Raw genomic sequence first — 16,106 nt, forward strand, 5'->3', positions numbered from 1 at the left:
CCAATCGGTTGCGCTCGTGTTCACAAGCAACGCGTCTCGCTCATCAACCGACCTGATCGAACTATCGTCGATGCCTCAGCGGGTCGCGGCGCTCGGTGCGTACTTCTCCAGCGAGGTGACCGCGCGACGGAGCTGATCGGTCGCCTCCAGCAGCGGCCGGCGCAACCGGGGATCGAGGTCCTCGGTGGCCAGGGTCTGCTCGGCCAGTTCGAGGGTGGTACGCCGGCTCGCCGAGGCCGGGAAGGCCTGCAGCGCGAGCCGGGACAGCGACCAGCCGCGCCGGAAGGCGGCGGTGGAGTTGATGCCGGCGAAGAACCGCTGCACATACGGTTCGGTGAGCTCGGCCTGCTCGGGGGCGAAGAAGCCCTCCGCGGTGGCGTACAACTCATAGGCCGAGAGCTGCGAGGGGCGCATCAGCTGCCAGAACGCCTCCTCCTTGGCCTCCGGATCGGGCAGGCTCGCCAGCGCCCGGGCGCGGTGCACCCGGCCCGAGGCCGAGCGATCCAACCGGTACGCCTCGGCGATCGCCGCGCGCGCACGGTCCAGCGCCGGCTCCCCCGCCGCCAGTGTCGCCAGCCGCCAGACCGCCGCCCAGCGCAGCTCCGCGTCGAGCTCGAGTCCCGGTGGCGGCGGCGCGCCGTCCAGCCAGGCCGCGAGCTGGGCGACGTCATCGGTGCAGCGCAGCAGGCCGCGCCAGGCGACGAGCTGGCGGTCCGATCCGGGTGCGGCGCCGTCCAGCAGCCGCTGCGCCAGCTCGGCCAGCCGGTGCAGCCGGGGTGCCCGATCGGCCGGGGCTGCGTACGGCCCGGCGAGCACGCCGTGCGCCCAGGCCAGGATCGCGGTGACCACCACATCGTCGGGTTCGTCGGCGAGCTGGCCGGTCACCACGTCCAGCGCCACGGCCGGGTCCACCTCGGCCGCGCGCACCTGGTCCCGCAGGCTGTTCCAGAGCACCACCCGCAGCATCGGGTCGGTCACCGCGGCCAGCGGCGGCCACTGTTCGACCGGTGCGGATGGCCGGATCCGGGCCCAGGTCTCGTCGCCGGCGTCCGGTACCCAGAAGCCGTCCGGCAGTTCGAGCGGGGTCTCCTCGCTGGTCGCGGTCACCTCGATCCGGCCCTGCTCGGCGGCGTCCGCGGCCAGGCTGACGAGCTGCACGGTGTGGGTACGCTCCCCCGCCGCTCCGGCGTGCCGGTGCAGCACACCGGAGCGACCGGTGCGCTGCTCCGCCCGCAGCAGGTCCATGCCGCTGGTGTTCAGCCAGGCGTCCGCCCACGCGGGCAGTTCGCTGGCACCGGCCCGTTGCCAGCACGCCAGCAGGTCGGCGAAGCGGGCATTGCCGTGCGCATAGCGGTCGAAGTAGTCCCGCAGACCGGCCAGGAAGACCTCGGGGGTGATCGTGGCGACCAGCTGTTTGAGCACCCCGGCGCCCTTGGCATAGGAGATGCCGTCGAACTGGGCCAGCGCCTGCTGGGCGTCGGCGGCGCCGTTGCCGGCGACCGGGTGACTGGCCGGCCCCTGATCGGCGATCGCACCCCAGTCCTTGCGCTGGATGCCGAACTCGACCCAGAGCGGATAGTCGGTGAAGTCGCTGCACACCCAGTGCGCCATCAGCTCGGCGAAGGACTCGTTCAGCCACAGGTCGTCCCACCAGCTCATCGTGACCAGATCGCCGAACCACTGGTGCGCCAGCTCGTGCACCAGGGTGCCCGCCCGGTGGCCCCGCTCCGCGTCGGTCACCGAACCTCGGAACAGGTACTGGTCGCGCAGGGTCACACAACCCGGGTTCTCCATCGCACCGGCGTTGAAGTCGGGCACGAACACCTGGTGGTAGTCGCCGAATGCGTACCGTCGTTGGAAAAGCTCGTGGTAGGCATCGAAGGCCTGCCCGGTGACCCGCAGGATGTCCTCGGACTCGGCGGCCAGCTCGGGGGCCAACGAGGCCCGGGTGTGCACACCGAGCCGGATGCCGTCGTGCTCGGCGTGCACCGAGACGTAGGGCCCGGCGACCAGGGTGACGAAATAGGAGGCCAGCGGTGGGGTCTCCTCGGTGAGCCGCCAGTCGCCCGGTTCGGCCTCGGTGAAGCGGCCGTTGCCGAGCACGGTCCAGTCCGGTGGGGTGTGCACCCGCATCAGATAGGGGCATTTCAGGTCGGGCTGGTCGAAGCTGGCGAACCAGCGCGGGCCGGCGTCCAGGAAGCTCATCGCATAGAGATAGGGCTGATCGTCGGCGGGGTCGAGATGTCGATGCAGCCCCTCGCCGTCGTTGGAATAGGCCATCTCGCCGACCACCTCGAGGGTGTTCTCGGCCAGCAGCCCGGGCAGCTGCAATCGCTGCTCGGACAGGGATTCCGGCGGCAGGTCGGTGCCGTTGAGGGTGGCCCGGAGCAGCCGTTCCGGGGCGATGTCGACGAAGCTGCCCGCCCCGGGCTCGGCGCAGCCGAAGTCGATCCGGGTGCTGCTGGTGAAGGTGTCGGCGCCGGGTTCGCGCAGGTCCACCTCGACGCTGGCCCGGTGCACGGTCAGCAGCGTGGCTCGGGCCTCGGCCTCGATGCGCGTCAGTGGCGGCATGGTGGGCACGCTATACCCCGCCCCTGCCGGGCCGGTCGGGGTCACTACGGTTGTGCCATGAGATTCGGCGTATTCATTCCGCAGGGCTGGCGCTTCGACCTGGTCGGCATCGAACCGGACTCCCAGTGGTCGGTGATGAAGTCGCTGGCCCAGCAGGTCGATGCCGAACCGGGTTGGGAGAGCGTCTGGGTCTACGACCACTTCCACACCACCCCGCAGCCGAGCGATCAGGCCACCCACGAGGCGTGGACGCTGATGGCCGGGTTGGGTGCGGTCACCGATCGGGTGCGGCTGGGTCAGATGTGCACCTGCATGGGTTATCGCAATCCGGCATACCTGGCGAAGGTCGCGGCCACCTGTGACCACATCTCCGGCGGCCGGGTCGAGATGGGCATCGGCGGTGGCTGGTATGAGCACGAGTGGAAGGCCTACGGTTACGGCTTCCCGCGGGCCGGCGTACGCCTCGGCATGCTCGACGAGGGCGTCCAGATCTTCAAGCAGGCCTGGGAAACCGGGACCGCGACGCTAGATGGGAAGCACTACCAGGTGGACGGTGCGATCGTCGAACCGCGGCCGGTGCAGTCGCCGCGGATCCCGCTGTGGATCGCCGGTGGCGGTGAGAAGGTGACGCTGAAGATCGCCGCGAAGTACGCCGACTACACCAACTTCGCCGGCACCCCGGACGACTTCGAGCACAAGTCGCAGGTGCTGGCCGAGCATTGCCGCGAGGTCGGCACCGATTTCGACGCGATCACCCGCTCCGCGAACTACAACGTGTTCATCGGCCGCGACGAGGACGAGGTCGCCGAGCGGCGGGCCGCTTACATCGACCGGGTCAAGGGCTACCTGAGCGAGGAGCAGCTGGCCGGCCAGTTGCGTGCCTACGACGGGATGCCCGGGGTCGGTACGCCGGAGCAGATCGTGGAGAACCTGCGGGGCCTCAAGGCCAAGGGCCTCGGTTACGCCATCACCTACTTCCCCGAGGCCGCCTACGACACCTCCGGCATGGAGCTCTTCGCCCGCGAGGTCATCCCCGCCCTCCAGGACTGACGCTCATCGAGCAGCCGGCCCGGCGCCCCCACGCTCATCGAGTAGCTGGCCCGGCGCAGCGAAGCGGAGCCGGGCCCGCGTGTCGGGATGAGCCGAGCCACCGTGTCGAGATGAGCCCTGCTCGCACCGGGCACCCAAATGTGCGACCGGGCACCCGATCCGGCCTGACTGGATCGGGTGCCCGGTGTCATTCTCGGGTGCCCGGACGGGTACGCCGGTTCACGCGGCCCGATCGGCCAGCTCGAACGCCCGGGTCAGCAGCCGCCCGAACGCCTGCCGATCGTCCAGGTCCGTCCAGATCCACCGGCTCATCCACGGTCCCTGGCGCCGGATCGCCTCCTCGCGGTGCTTCTCGAACAGCACGACGTCCTGCACCGACTGCCCGGGCTTCAGCTTGCGCCCATACTTCACCAGGCCGTCGAATTCACCGACCAGGTTGTACCGCTCCCAGTAGAAGTCACAGCGGGCGACGAACTCCCCGTCGGGGGTGAAGAACTCCTTCTGCAGTTCGGGTTCGGGGAGTCCGAGCTCATGGATCAGCCAGCGGGAATGGGACTCCCCGACCGATTCGCTGGCGGGATTCGCGAACCGGACGAGCCGCCGCGCCTGGATGCTGCCGGTCAGGTGCGGACGAGCCAGGATCGCCAGGATCTCATCCCGATCTGCTCCCTTGGCCAGCGCCACATCGAGCGCGGCTACGGCGTGCACCGCGGGCAGCGAGCGCGCCAGGTCCGCGGCGGTCCACTCCAGCGAGGTGACCACACCTGACTCGGTCTGCCGCTGATGTTCCGCGGGGACCAGAGCGCGATGCAGGTGCATCCCGGCGCGGACCTTGCCACCGTGTCCGGGGCGGGTGATGTGCACCGGCCCGAGCCGGCGCTCCGGCACCGGGAGTTCATGGACGATCGCGGCGGAGAGATGGCTCAGCACCCCGCCGGGCCTCACCCGCGGCAGCGTCGCTTCGATCCGGCGGAGATGTTCGGCGCAGCGGTCCAGTTCGTCTGGTTCACCGAACCCGGCACGCCAGTAGACGCCATTGCGTACCCGGGTCAGCTCCCCCTTCCGCACGAGCGCCCGGATCTCATGGGTGCACAGGCCCTCGTCGAGCAGCTCTGCGGTGCGGATCAACATGGAACCCAGTCCAGCGCACCCGACGCACCCGTGGGGTTCCCCGGAAGCGGTTATCCACAAGAAATCCGAGCCGCCGTCACGCGTGCCCGACCGGGCACGCCCTCATCACCAGCTCATGCGCGCGGGTTCGCACCCCTCACTCGGCGAGCGCACGGTCCTTCTGCTCGGGCATCGTGAGAGCGGCGAGCGCGCCGATCGCGAAGGCGGCGGCGAAGGTGGCGAAGACCAGCCAGTTGGAACCACCGGCGGCCTTGACCAGCACCGGTACCAGCAGTGGGGCGACGATCGAGGCGATCCGGCCGAACCCGGCGGCGGCACCGGTCGCCGAGCCGCGTACCGCGGTCGGATAGAGCTCGGGGCCGATCGCGTACAGCGCACCCCAGGCGCCCAGGTTGAAGAAGGAGAGCGCGCACCCGGTGGCGATCAGCGTCGCCGGCGTACCAGCCAGGCCGAACAGCCCCGCGGCGACCGCCGAACCGATCAGGAAGGTGGCCAGCGTCGGGCGCCTCCCCCAGCGTTCGATCAGGTAGGCCGCGGCGGCGTACCCGGGCAGCTGGGCCAGCGTGATGATCAGCGTGTACTCGAAGGATTTGAGCAGCCCGAAGCCCTGATTCACCAGCAGCGTCGGCAGCCAGATGAACGCGCCGTAGTAGCTGAGGTTGATGCAGAACCAGACGATCCAGAGCGCCGCGGTACGCCCCCGCAGCCGCGGGGACCAGATCGACATCGGGTTCGCCGGGGGCTCCTCGGCCGCCGGCGGTGACGGCACCGGTGCCACCCCGGCCGACTCCTCGAAGGTGCGGACCGCCCGCTCGGCCTCGTCGATCCGTCCCCGCTTTTCCAGATAGCGCACCGATTCCGGCAATCCGAAGCGCACCACTGCGGCGTACACGGTGGGGACCAGACCGACGGCCAGCGCCCATCGCCAGCCGTCCGGCACATTCGGGATGAGGAGGTAACCGAGCAGTGCCGCGAGGATCCAGCCGACGGCCCAGAACGCCTCCAGCGCCACCACGATCCGACCGCGGATGTGGCGGGGGGCGTACTCGCTGACCAGGGTGGAGGCGACCGGCAGCTCCGCCCCGAGGCCGAGCCCGACCAGGAAGCGCAGCGCGATCAGCACCGCGACCGAGCCGGCGAGCGCCGACGCCCCGGTCGCCAACCCGTAGACCAGCAGGGTCAGCGCGAACACCTGACGCCGGCCGAAACGGTCGGCGAGCAGCCCGCCGAGGGTGGCCCCGACGGCCATCCCGACGAAGCCGATGGAGCCGATCCAACCGAGGGTGGTGGCGCCGAGTCCCCATTCCTTGGCCAGGGCGGCCATCACGAACGAGATCAGCCCGACATCCATCGCATCGAGCGCCCAGCCGATCCCGGAACCGCCGAGCAGCCGGCCGTGTGCGCGGGTGAACGGCAACCGGTCCAGCCGCTCGGAGCGGGTCAGGCTGGTGGTGTCTTGCGGAGTGCTGGTCACGGTGGCTCCTCGTTCCCGCCCGGGCGGGCGCGACGTTCGCCCGGCAGGGCGCGACAGGTGGGGTCAACCTATCGCGCCCCGGAGGCGATTATTCGCCGGTTCGTACCGTGTGCAGCGCCCGGGAGAGCTGCTCGAGTTGATCAAGCTCGCCGGCCAGGTCCGCGGCGTGCCGGGCATCGGGGTCGAATCCGTTCGGCCCGAAGTCGTTGAACAGCGACAGCGACACCTGGTCGCGGACCGCGATCAGCCGCAGGTTGGCGGCGATCACGCGCCACTGCTCGATCGCGCGTACGCCGCCGGCGGCGCCGTAGCCGACCAACCCGAGCGCCTTGTCGCTCCACTCCGAACCGAGCAGATCGAAGGCGTTCTTCAGCGCGGCCGGAACGCCGTGGTTGTACTCCGGGGTGACGAAGACATAGCCGTCGTAGGAGTCGACCACCTTGCTCCACTCCCGGGTCTGCGGGTTCTCGTACTGCTTGTTCGCCGCACCGGGCACCGTCGGCTCCGCGAGCAGGGTGAGGTTGAAGTCGGCGAGGTCGACCAACTCGTAGTCGGCACCCGCCCGGTTGGCGGCCTGCGCGGCCACCCAGTTGGCCACGGATTCGCCCAGCCGGCCGGGCCGGGTGCTGCCGATGATGATGGCGATCTTCAGGTTCATGGGTCTCCTCGTCCTTGGTGGTTGAGCGTTCGATTCCCGGGTCGGCAACCGTACGCCCCCGCCGCAGTATTCCGTACCGGCCCGGCCCGGTGAACGCCGGTGAGCAACCTCACGGCCGCCCCGCTGGCGCTCGCTTGTCGGCACCCTCTACAGTGGCAATGATTTCTCTCAGGTGTTTCTCAGGAGTGACTGGTGTCCCGACCGGCCCGACGTGCGGCAGGCCCCCTTCCCGCAGCCGACCCCGGTGACGGCCGACCCCGCCGCGCCCAGGCCCAGCCGGCCCGCGCCGCTCGGTCCGCCTCCGCCTCCGGCAGCCTGCGCCCCCGGGCGCTGCGCGTCGGCCTGCTGAGCGCCAGTCTGACGATGATCGCGGTGGCTGCGGTCGCCGTCACCCCCGACCTGATGGCCGGCCGGCTGAGCGAGACCCCGGCTCCGGTCGCCGCCCGGGTCGACCTGGCGCCCGCGGTCGTCCCGGGCGTCGCCCCGGAACTGCCGATCGCGCCGGCCGAGCAGCGCGCCGAGCGACCGGATCGCGACCTGGTCCGCCCGGAGCTGCCGATCGCGCCCTCGCCGGCACCGGTGCCCACCACCGCGCCACCGGCCCCGGTCGCACCCCCGCAGACCAGCAAGCCGGCTCCCCCGCCGCCCCCGCCCCCGAAGCCGGAGGTGGCAGGCATACCCAACCCGTGTTCGATCGACCTGCCGATCACCGATTCGATGAGCGCCGCGACGATCGCCGACCGGGCAGAACGCCAGTGGGGGTTCACCCTCACCGGCCCGCAGTGGCGCGACAACAGCTACCGCCCGGTGGTCAAGCTGTTCGCCGAGACCCTGGACTCGGTCGACTGCACCGACTATCTGAACCGCGTCAAGGCCGGCAACGGCGGCAGCCTGGAGATCAACTCGCGCTCCACGAACTCCTGGGCCTGGGGTGACTACGGACTCTCCCGCGCCGGTGTGGTCACCCTCGACCTGACCAAGTTCAAGCAGGGGTACGCCGATGGCGACCGGGGCCGGTTGGTCCGGTTGATCATCCACGAGATGGCCCACTCGCTGAACGCCGACCGTGGCGAGGAGCCGGCGTACTGGCAGCGCTATCAGCGCGTCTGGTCGGCCAACGGGCCGGTCACCGACTACGGCAGCAACCAGACCGAGGGGTTCGCCGACGCGGTCGGCTACTACGTCGCCCGTTGCGCCGCGGACAACCCGTACGCCACCACCAAGCAGCGCGCCTACTACGAGTTCGTGAAGACCAACATTTTCGGCGGCCGGGAGTTCGGTGGCCCGGTGGGCACCGGGCAGAGCTGCGACGGCGAGGGCCGCTGACCCTCCCCGACGGCGGTTGAGCGAGTGCAAGCACCCCCACACACGGCGGCTGAGCGAGCGCAGCGAGTCGAAGCCCCGTACCCCCAAGACCGGCCGGCCGACTGGTGTCGATCCGATACGCTGCCCAGTGGACAAGACCTGTAATCGGCAGCCGAGGGAGACACCACACCGATGCCAAAAATCATCTACACCCTGACCGATGAAGCGCCGATGCTGGCGACCTTCTCGTTCAAGCCGATCGTGGACGCGTTCGCCGCCGCGGCAGGCGTCGAGGTGGAGGCCCGGGACATCTCGCTGGCCGGCCGGATCCTGGCCGCATTCGCCGACCGACTGCCCAGCGATCAGCGGGTCGCCGACGCGCTGGCCGAGCTCGGCGAGCTGGCGAAGACCCCGGACGCGAACATCATCAAGCTCCCCAACATCTCCGCCTCGGTCCCCCAGCTGAAGGCTGCGGTCGCCGAGCTCAAGGCCCAGGGATTCGACCTGCCGGACTACCCGGAATCGCCGCAATCCGAAGCAGACAAGGAGATCCGGGCCCGCTACGATGCGGTCAAGGGTTCTGCGGTGAACCCGGTGCTGCGCGAGGGCAACTCCGATCGCCGCGCCCCCGCGGCGGTCAAGAACTATGCCCGCAAGCACCCGCACTCGATGGGTGCGTGGACCCCGGAGTCGAAGACCGAGGTCGCCACAATGAGCGATCACGACTTCCGGCACAACGAGGATTCGGTGATCATCCCGGCCGCCGACACCCTGCAGATCCGGCTGGAGGCCAACGACGGCAGCACCACCGTGCTCAAGGAGAGCATCCCGGTGCTCGAGGGCGAGGTCATCGACGCCACCTTCCTGAGCGCCGGTGAACTCGATGAGTTCCTGGCCGAGCAGATCCGCCGCGCCAAGGAGCAGGACCTGCTGTTCTCGGTGCACCTGAAGGCGACGATGATGAAGGTCTCCGACCCGATCATCTTCGGCCACGTGATCAAGATCTTCTTCGACGAGGTCTTCGCCAAGTACGGCGACGATCTCGCCGCCGCCGGGCTCAGCCCCAACGACGGTCTGGCCGCGATCTTCGCCGGCCTGGAGAAGCTGCCCAACGGTGCCGAGATCCGGGCCGCCTTCGATCAGGCGATCGCCGACGGGCCACGGCTGGCGATGGTGAACTCCGACAAGGGGATCACCAACCTGCACGTGCCCAGCGATGTGATCGTGGACGCCTCGATGCCGGCGATGATCCGCACCTCGGGCCAGATGTGGGGCCCGGACGGCAACCAGGCCGACACCCTGGCGGTGATCCCGGACAGCTCCTACGCCGGCATCTACCAGGCCGTGATCGACGACTGCCGCAAGCACGGGGCGTACGACCCGACCACCATGGGCTCGGTCCCCAACGTCGGGCTGATGGCCCAGAAGGCCGAGGAATACGGCTCGCACGACAAGACCTTCGAGATCCCGGCCGCCGGCCGCGTACAGATCGTCAACTCCACCGGTGAGGTGCTCACCGAGCACCAGGTCGAGGCCGGGGACATCTGGCGCGCCTGCCAGACCAAGGACGCCCCGATCCGCGACTGGGTGAAGCTGGCCGTCGACCGGGCCCGTGCCTCCGAGACCCCGGCGGTGTTCTGGCTGGACGAGACCCGCAGCCACGACCAGAACCTGATCACCCTGGTGAAGAAGTACCTGGCCGAACTGGACACCGACGGTCTGGACATCCAGATCATGTCCCCGATCGATGCCGCCCGCTTCTCGGTGGAGCGGATCCGCGAGGGCAAGGACACCATCTCGGTGACCGGCAACGTGCTGCGTGACTACAACACCGACCTGTTCCCGATCCTGGAGCTCGGCACCTCGGCCAAGATGCTGTCGGTGGTGCCGCTGATGGCCGGCGGTGGCCTGTTCGAGACCGGGGCCGGCGGTTCGGCACCCAAGCACGTGCAGCAGCTGATCGCCGAGGACTACCTGCGCTGGGATTCCCTCGGCGAGTTCCTGGCGCTGGCCGAGAGCCTGCGGCACCTGGCCGGCACCTACGACAACGCCGGCGCCCGGGTGCTCGGCGATGCGCTGGACAAGGCGACCGAGACGCTGCTGAACGAGAACAAGTCCCCCGCCCGCAAGCTCGGCCAGATCGACAACCGCGGCAGCCACTTCTGGCTGGCCCGCTACTGGGCCGAGGAGTTGGCCAAGCAGACCGAGGATCCCGAGCTGGCGAAGAAGTTCCAGCCGGTCGCCGAGCAGCTGGTCGCCCAGACCGATGCCATCGACGCGGAGCTGATCGGGGTCCAGGGCAAGCCTGCCGACATCGGTGGCTACTACCGCCCCGATGAGGACAAGACGATCGCGGTGATGCGGCCCTCGCAGACCCTCAACGAGATCATCGACCAGCTGCGCTGACCTCAACCCCCGACGCTCATCGAGCAGCAACCCCGGCACCGCGAAGCGGAGCCGGGGTTGCGTGTCGAGATGCCCCGCTCGCCCAGGGAACGGAACGGGCTGGGGGCGCTAGCATCCGACTCGTGCCGACGATCACCGTGCTGCAACCCGATCCCCGAGGTCCCGCTGGGCCGCTTCGAGCCCTGGCTCAGCGAAGCCGGGATGCAGCTCGAGCTGGTACCACTGTGGAACGCGGAGCTCCCGCAGATCGCCGACGGGCTGCTGATCCTGGGCGGTCGGATGAACTGCCACGCCGAGGCCGAGCACCCCTGGCTGCCCGGTGTACGCCGACTGGTCACCTCCGCGGTCGAGAACGGTACGCCGACCCTGGGCATCTGCCTGGGGCACCAGATCCTCGCCGAGGCGCTCGGCGGCGCCGTCACCGTCGACCATCCCGACGGCCGCGAGGAGGGACCCCAGGAGCTGCACTGGTCCCCCACCGCCGGATCCGACCCGATGCTCGGATCCCTTGCCACCCAGGGATCCTGCCCGGTCGCGATGTCCCACCGGGACGTGGTCACCAGGCTGCCCCCGGGTGCGATCGAGCTGGCCCGCACCGACCGCTTCGCCCACCAGGTGTTCCGCGCCGGTTCCGCGGTCGGCGTGCAGTTCCATCCCGAGGCGTCACCGGAGCAGGTGGCCCGCTGGGCCGAACTGACCGGCGGTGATGCCGTCGGCGATCGGGCCGCGCTGACCGCGGTCGACGCCGAGGTGTCCGCCGCGGCCCGCGCGGTGGCGTACGGCTTCGCCGATCGGCTCGGCGCGACCCGCACGGCCCGCTGAGGGGTCAGTCCTCGGGCACTTCTTCCTGCTCGACCTCCCAGTCCCGGTCCGGGACGTGCGAATAGACCCACATCGAATAGCGCTCGGCCCCGATCCGCTGGTAGGCCCGCAGTAATCCCTCGCGCTGGTAACCGGCGTCCTCCGCGGCGCGCCAGGAACCCTCGTTCTGCGGTTCGACGTGCAACTCGACGCGACCGATCTCATCGATCGTGTCGGCCCAGTCGGTGATCAGCCGGAGGGCCGCGGCGGCGTACCCCTTGCGGCGATAGCGTTTCGCGATCCAGTAGCCGACCCCGGCTCGGCCGTGCTGGACCTCGTGGGTGCGCAGGATGATGTGCCCGACCGGGGCGTCGGTCTCCAGATCGGCGATCGCGAAGGCGTACCCGTAACCGGTCACCATCCGCTCGTGCTGGCGGGCGATCCACTCCATCGCGTCGTCGTGGCGGCCACTGGTGGGGACGGTGGTGATCAGCGGGATCAGCGGATCGTCGGCCACCTCGCGGACGATGGGCACATCGTCGTCACGCCAGGGGCGCAGCCGGACCGGGCGCCGTTCCAGTATCGGCAGTTCCTGTGGCAGCGCCATCCTCACCCCTGTTTCTTCGCGGCCAGCAACGTGGCCTCGTCGCGGGCGATGTGCCTGTGGCCCACTGTCTCATAACCGACCACCGACACCCACGGCGCCAGCATCACCACGATCAGGCACCAGCCGATCGAGACACCCCGGCTGGCCATCAGCATCGCGACCGCGATCACGGCACAGGTGGCGATCACCAGCATTCCGTGGAACCCCTGGTGGCCGCCGTGCGCACCGCGATAGACCGCGTAGTAGAAGGCGTTCACCGACAGCACGAAGAGCAGCACCGGAATCGCGACCGCCCCGACGACCTGGAACTCGGAGATGGTCGCCTCTCTGGTGATCCAGTAGGACGAGACGTGCAGGCCGGCGCCCACCGCGGCGATGCTGATGAAGACGGGGAAATGCAGATAGGCGAAGCTCAGCACACGTTCCCGGTAGTGCTCCAGGATGGTCGCCGAGTTGGCCGCGTAGTAGACCCACCACATGGCGAAGGTGAGGCCGATACCGGCGATCACGACCAGCACGGCCTCGAAGGACCAGTTGTCGTTGCCGACCACCGCGCTCAGGCTGGCCACCGTGCCGATGACGCCCTTGCCGAGGGTGACGATCGCCAGCAACCCGTAGCGTTCGGCGATGTGCTCGGGATGCCAGGGGGTGCCCACCCGTCCGCGCTCGGCGAAGACCGGTCCGATGAGTTCCAGAACGACCAGCACCACACTGATCCCGAGGCCGACCGGCAGGCTGAACGGGACCAGCGCGACCACGATCCAGCCGGCCTGCGCGATCACCAGGTTGGTCAGGTAGGCGTTGATCTGCGAGCGCCGCTGGGGGTCGTTCCTGCGCGCCCGCAGCCAACCGACCAGCAGGGCCAGCCGCATCACCACATAACCGAGCACGATGGTGCGGTTGTTGAGGTGGTCACCCTCCTCCACCGACTTGAACATCGGCGGGATACCGAGCGCGAAGATCACCACGCCGACCATCACGGCCATCGCCATCAGGCGCGAACCCCAGTCGTCGTTGCCATAGGCGCTCGCGAACCAGGAGTAGTTGATCCAGGCCCAGACGATGCAGAAACAGGCGAAGGTCATCCCGAGCAGCGCCGGCCTGAGTTCACCCTTGGCGAGCAGTTCGGCGAACTGCGTGCCAGCGACGGAGAAGGCGGCGGCGAAGGTGAGGTCGAACAGCAGCTCCAGCGGTGAGGAACTGCGGCCCTTCTCGTTCGGGTCACGCGGGACCAGTGGCCGCAAGCGATGCAGGGTGCCCGGGGAGGTGCTCTCCTGGTTGCTCATCTTGACATTCTCGCCGATCGGTCGAGGAATTCGGAGAGGGATTCTGCTGCACATACAGCGGTCGTGTGACCGGCGAGCACCAGCGAGCCGAGGCCGTGCACCAGGGCCATCGATTCGCGTGCCAGCCCGGCCGCCTCGTCCTCGGTGAGTATCGGGTCGGTGCGCCGCCAGAGTTCGGTCAGCTGACCGGCCAGCTCTGCGAGATGGGCCCGGTACGCCTCCGCGGCGGGTGAGTTGGTGGTGATGGCGAGCAGCTCGAGGGAGACCCCCACTCGATGCAGGGAACTGCTCGCCTCGTCGGTCGGCAATGCCGCGAGCAGGAAACTCTCCAGCGCCCGGGTCGGATCGTCGATGGCGTCGGAGGCGGCTCGCCAGCGCGCGATGCCACGGGTGGAGAGTCGGGTCAGCGCGGCGTGCAGGAGTTCGTCCTTGCTGTTCCCGTAGTACTGCACCAGCCGCAGCGAGACCCCGGCGCGCGCGGCCACGGCGCGCATCGTCACGGCATCGAGGCCACCCTCACCGAGCAGCGCCTCGACGGCGTCCAGGATCTGGCTGGTTCGGTCCTCCGCGGCCATGGGTACGCCTCCTGATCAGCTTGATACGTTTGTATCAGTTATACGCACGTATCAAGGAGGCGTGGTGTCGGAGCGGTTGACGTTGTGGGTGGCTTCGGTGGCTCAGCTGGTGGTGGTGCTCGACGTCTCGGTGATGAACGTCGCGCTGCCGGCGATCCGGCGGGATCTGGGCCTCGGCCCGATCGGCACCTCCTGGGTCGCGATGGGTTACAGCATCGCCTTCGCCGGAGCCCTGCTGGCCGCCGCACGGCTGGCGGATTCCTTCGGCGCGACCCGGGTGCTGCTGGTCAGCGTCCTCGGATTCACCATCTCCAGTGTGATCGGCGGGTTGGCGACCAGCGGGTGGCTGCTGGTGGCCGCCCGGGTCGGGCAGGGGTTGTCCGCGGCCGCGATCTCACCGGCCACCTTCACCTTGCTCACCGTCACCTTCGCCGAGGGTCTGGAGCGCTCGCGCGCGATCGCGATCTGGACCGCCGTCGGTGTGGCGGGTGGCGGCATCGGCAACATCCTCAGTGGGGTGCTGACCGAGCTCGTCTCCTGGCGTGCGGTGCTGCTGATCAACCTGCCTATCGGGCTCGTGGTGACCGCTGGGGCGTACCGATTGGTGAGGGGGCGGCCGACGGAGCACCCGACTCACGGGCGGCCCGACTGGCGCACGGTGCTCGCATCCCTGGTGGCGATGGGCGCCCTGGTCCAGGGACTCTCGCTGCTGTCCGAGGATGGCCCCAGCGCGAGCACGGGTGGCGCTCTGTTCATCGCGGTGGCGGCCGGTGCGGTCTGGCGGCGGCTGGATCACCGCAGCCACGTGCCGCTGATACCGCAACGGTTGTGGCGGCGAACGAACATCGCGCTCGCCACGCTCGCAACCCTGTTGACCGCATTCTGTTTCCAGGTGGGGATCTGGTACTTCCTCACCTTCCGCCTGCAGGACGGGCGGGGTTACTCGCCGATCCGGACCGGGCTGGCGTTCCTCCCGCTGACCGGGGCAGTACTGGCGGTCAATCTGTTGCTGGTGCCGCGACTGCTGGGGTGCTTCGGTCCGCGGTTGCTGATCGGAACGGGCGCCCTGCTGGCCGCGGCCGGCGTGCTGTGGTTGGCGTACGCACCCGAGGGCGGAGTCTGGGTGGGGCTGGTGCTGCCCTCGCTCGTGGTCGGCGCCGGGGGTGGGTTGTTGAACACGCCGCTGGCCACCGTCATCAGCTCCGGGGTCCCGAGCGACGAGGCGGGTGCGGCGTCCGGGTTGTTGAACACCGCGAAGCAGTTCGGCGGGGCGCTCGGGCTGGCGACGGCGAACATCGCGCGGGTGCTGTCCGGTGATCCCGACGCACCGTTTCTGCTGATGGCCGGTGCACTGGTGCTGGTGAGCGGGTCGTCGGTTCTCCTCCGCCGGCCGATCGGGCCCTAGACTCATCCCATGGCCATCACACCTCCTCCGGCGAACGCGCCGCACGTCGATTCGTGGCTGACCGATATGGACGGCGTCCTGGTGCGCGAGGAGCATGCGATCGGTGGCGCGGCGGAGTTCATCGAGGCGCTGCAGAGCAACGGGTTGAAGTTCCAGGTGCTCACCAACAACTCGATCTACACCCCGCGGGATCTGCGGGCGCGGTTGCTGGGCAGCGGGATCGACGTCCCGGAGGACCACATCTGGACCTCGGCACTGGCGACCGCGAGCTTCCTGGCCGAGCAGCGGCCGGGCGGCACGGCGTACGTGATCGGCGAAGCGGGGTTGACGACCGCGCTCTACGAGGCCGGTTACACGATGTCGGTACGCGACCCCGATTACGTGGTGCTGGGTGAGACCCGGACCTACTCCTTCGAGGCGATCACCCGGGCGATCCGGTTGATCGAGAACGGTGCCCGCTTCATCGCGACCAACCCTGACGTGTCCGGGCCGTCGGCCGAGGGCACGCTGCCGGCGACCGGTTCGGTGGCCGCGCTGATCACTGCGGCGACCGGCCGAAAGCCTTACTACGTGGGAAAGCCGAACCCGTTGATGATGCGCACCGCGCTCAATCGGATCGAGGCGCACTCCGAGCACACGGTGATGATCGGCGATCGCATGGACACCGATATCGTCAGCGGGCTGGAGGCCGGGTTGCGGACGATCCTGGTGCTCACCGGTTCCACCTCCCCCGCCGACATCGAGAAGTTCCCCTATCGCGCGACCCGGGTCGCCGACTCGATCGCCGATGTGGTGGATGTGGTGCATGAGCGCACCCCCTCCGCCGGCTGAGCGAAC

Annotated in this window: 13 protein-coding genes; 6 read left to right on the forward strand and 7 right to left on the reverse strand. The window is 69.4% G+C overall.

What is annotated here, in order from left to right; genetic code table 11:
• Window positions 1-75 precede the first annotated feature (75 nt).
• Complete coding sequence (pepN, locus tag BI335_RS05905; RefSeq protein ID WP_094429906.1) at window positions 76-2,571, reverse strand: aminopeptidase N; 2,496 nt, start codon at window positions 2,569-2,571, stop codon at window positions 76-78.
• Window positions 2,572-2,628: 57 nt separating this feature from the next.
• Between pepN and BI335_RS05910 the strand changes: the two genes are divergently transcribed.
• The gene (locus tag BI335_RS05910; protein WP_094429907.1) at window positions 2,629-3,621 is read left to right on the forward strand and encodes an LLM class F420-dependent oxidoreductase; all 993 of its coding nucleotides are present in this window, start codon (window positions 2,629-2,631) and stop codon (window positions 3,619-3,621) included.
• Window positions 3,622-3,840: 219 nt separating this feature from the next.
• Here BI335_RS05910 and BI335_RS05915 read toward each other — a convergent pair whose 3' ends face one another.
• The 3 genes from BI335_RS05915 to BI335_RS05925 all read right to left on the reverse strand — a co-directional run bounded on the left by BI335_RS05915 (window position 3,841) and on the right by BI335_RS05925 (window position 6,884).
• Window positions 3,841-4,752 (reverse strand): type IV toxin-antitoxin system AbiEi family antitoxin domain-containing protein, encoded by a 912-nt coding sequence (locus BI335_RS05915; RefSeq protein WP_094429908.1) that lies wholly within the window; start codon window positions 4,750-4,752, stop codon window positions 3,841-3,843.
• 136 nt (window positions 4,753-4,888) lie between these two features.
• A complete protein-coding gene (locus BI335_RS05920; RefSeq protein ID WP_208109384.1) occupies window positions 4,889-6,226 on the reverse strand; it encodes an MFS transporter in 1,338 nt (445 codons plus the stop codon).
• Between the two features lie 88 nt (window positions 6,227-6,314).
• A complete protein-coding gene (locus BI335_RS05925) occupies window positions 6,315-6,884 on the reverse strand; it encodes an NADPH-dependent FMN reductase (RefSeq protein ID WP_208109385.1) in 570 nt (189 codons plus the stop codon).
• Between the two features lie 192 nt (window positions 6,885-7,076).
• Here BI335_RS05925 and BI335_RS21335 point away from each other — a divergent pair, with 192 nt between their 5' ends.
• The 3 genes from BI335_RS21335 (at window position 7,077) to BI335_RS05945 (ending at window position 11,417) form a co-directional block, all read left to right on the forward strand.
• A complete protein-coding gene (locus tag BI335_RS21335) occupies window positions 7,077-8,210 on the forward strand; it encodes a hypothetical protein (RefSeq protein ID WP_166646883.1) in 1,134 nt (377 codons plus the stop codon).
• A gap of 171 nt (window positions 8,211-8,381) precedes the next feature.
• Window positions 8,382-10,595: an NADP-dependent isocitrate dehydrogenase gene (locus BI335_RS05940; protein ID WP_094428126.1), complete on the forward strand. Its 2,214-nt coding sequence runs from the start codon at window positions 8,382-8,384 to the stop codon at window positions 10,593-10,595.
• A gap of 201 nt (window positions 10,596-10,796) precedes the next feature.
• On the forward strand, window positions 10,797-11,417 hold the full coding sequence (locus BI335_RS05945; RefSeq protein ID WP_172421759.1) for a type 1 glutamine amidotransferase: 621 nt from the start codon (window positions 10,797-10,799) through the stop codon (window positions 11,415-11,417).
• A 4-nt stretch (window positions 11,418-11,421) separates the two neighbouring features.
• Here BI335_RS05945 and BI335_RS05950 read toward each other — a convergent pair whose 3' ends face one another.
• The 3 genes from BI335_RS05950 to BI335_RS05960 are packed head-to-tail and all read right to left on the reverse strand — an operon-like array spanning window position 11,422 to window position 13,864.
• Window positions 11,422-12,003, reverse strand: coding sequence for a GNAT family N-acetyltransferase (locus BI335_RS05950; RefSeq protein WP_094356105.1), 582 nt, complete (start codon window positions 12,001-12,003; stop codon window positions 11,422-11,424).
• A 2-nt stretch (window positions 12,004-12,005) separates the two neighbouring features.
• Window positions 12,006-13,289, reverse strand: coding sequence for a low temperature requirement protein A (locus BI335_RS05955; RefSeq protein WP_094429911.1), 1,284 nt, complete (start codon window positions 13,287-13,289; stop codon window positions 12,006-12,008).
• A complete protein-coding gene (locus tag BI335_RS05960) occupies window positions 13,286-13,864 on the reverse strand; it encodes a TetR/AcrR family transcriptional regulator (RefSeq protein WP_094356103.1) in 579 nt (192 codons plus the stop codon). The genes BI335_RS05955 and BI335_RS05960 overlap by 4 nt, the downstream gene beginning before the upstream one ends.
• Before the next feature lie 64 nt (window positions 13,865-13,928).
• Between BI335_RS05960 and BI335_RS05965 the strand changes: the two genes are divergently transcribed.
• Together BI335_RS05965 and BI335_RS05970 are read left to right on the forward strand one after the other, a co-directional pair.
• The gene (locus BI335_RS05965) at window positions 13,929-15,269 is read left to right on the forward strand and encodes an MFS transporter (protein ID WP_172421761.1); all 1,341 of its coding nucleotides are present in this window, start codon (window positions 13,929-13,931) and stop codon (window positions 15,267-15,269) included.
• Between the two features lie 9 nt (window positions 15,270-15,278).
• Window positions 15,279-16,100 (forward strand): HAD-IIA family hydrolase, encoded by an 822-nt coding sequence (locus tag BI335_RS05970; RefSeq protein ID WP_094356101.1) that lies wholly within the window; start codon window positions 15,279-15,281, stop codon window positions 16,098-16,100.
• Window positions 16,101-16,106 lie beyond the last annotated feature (6 nt).

The organism is Enemella evansiae (assembly GCF_002250705.1).
Taxonomy (GTDB): Bacteria; Actinomycetota; Actinomycetes; order Propionibacteriales; family Propionibacteriaceae; genus Enemella; species Enemella evansiae.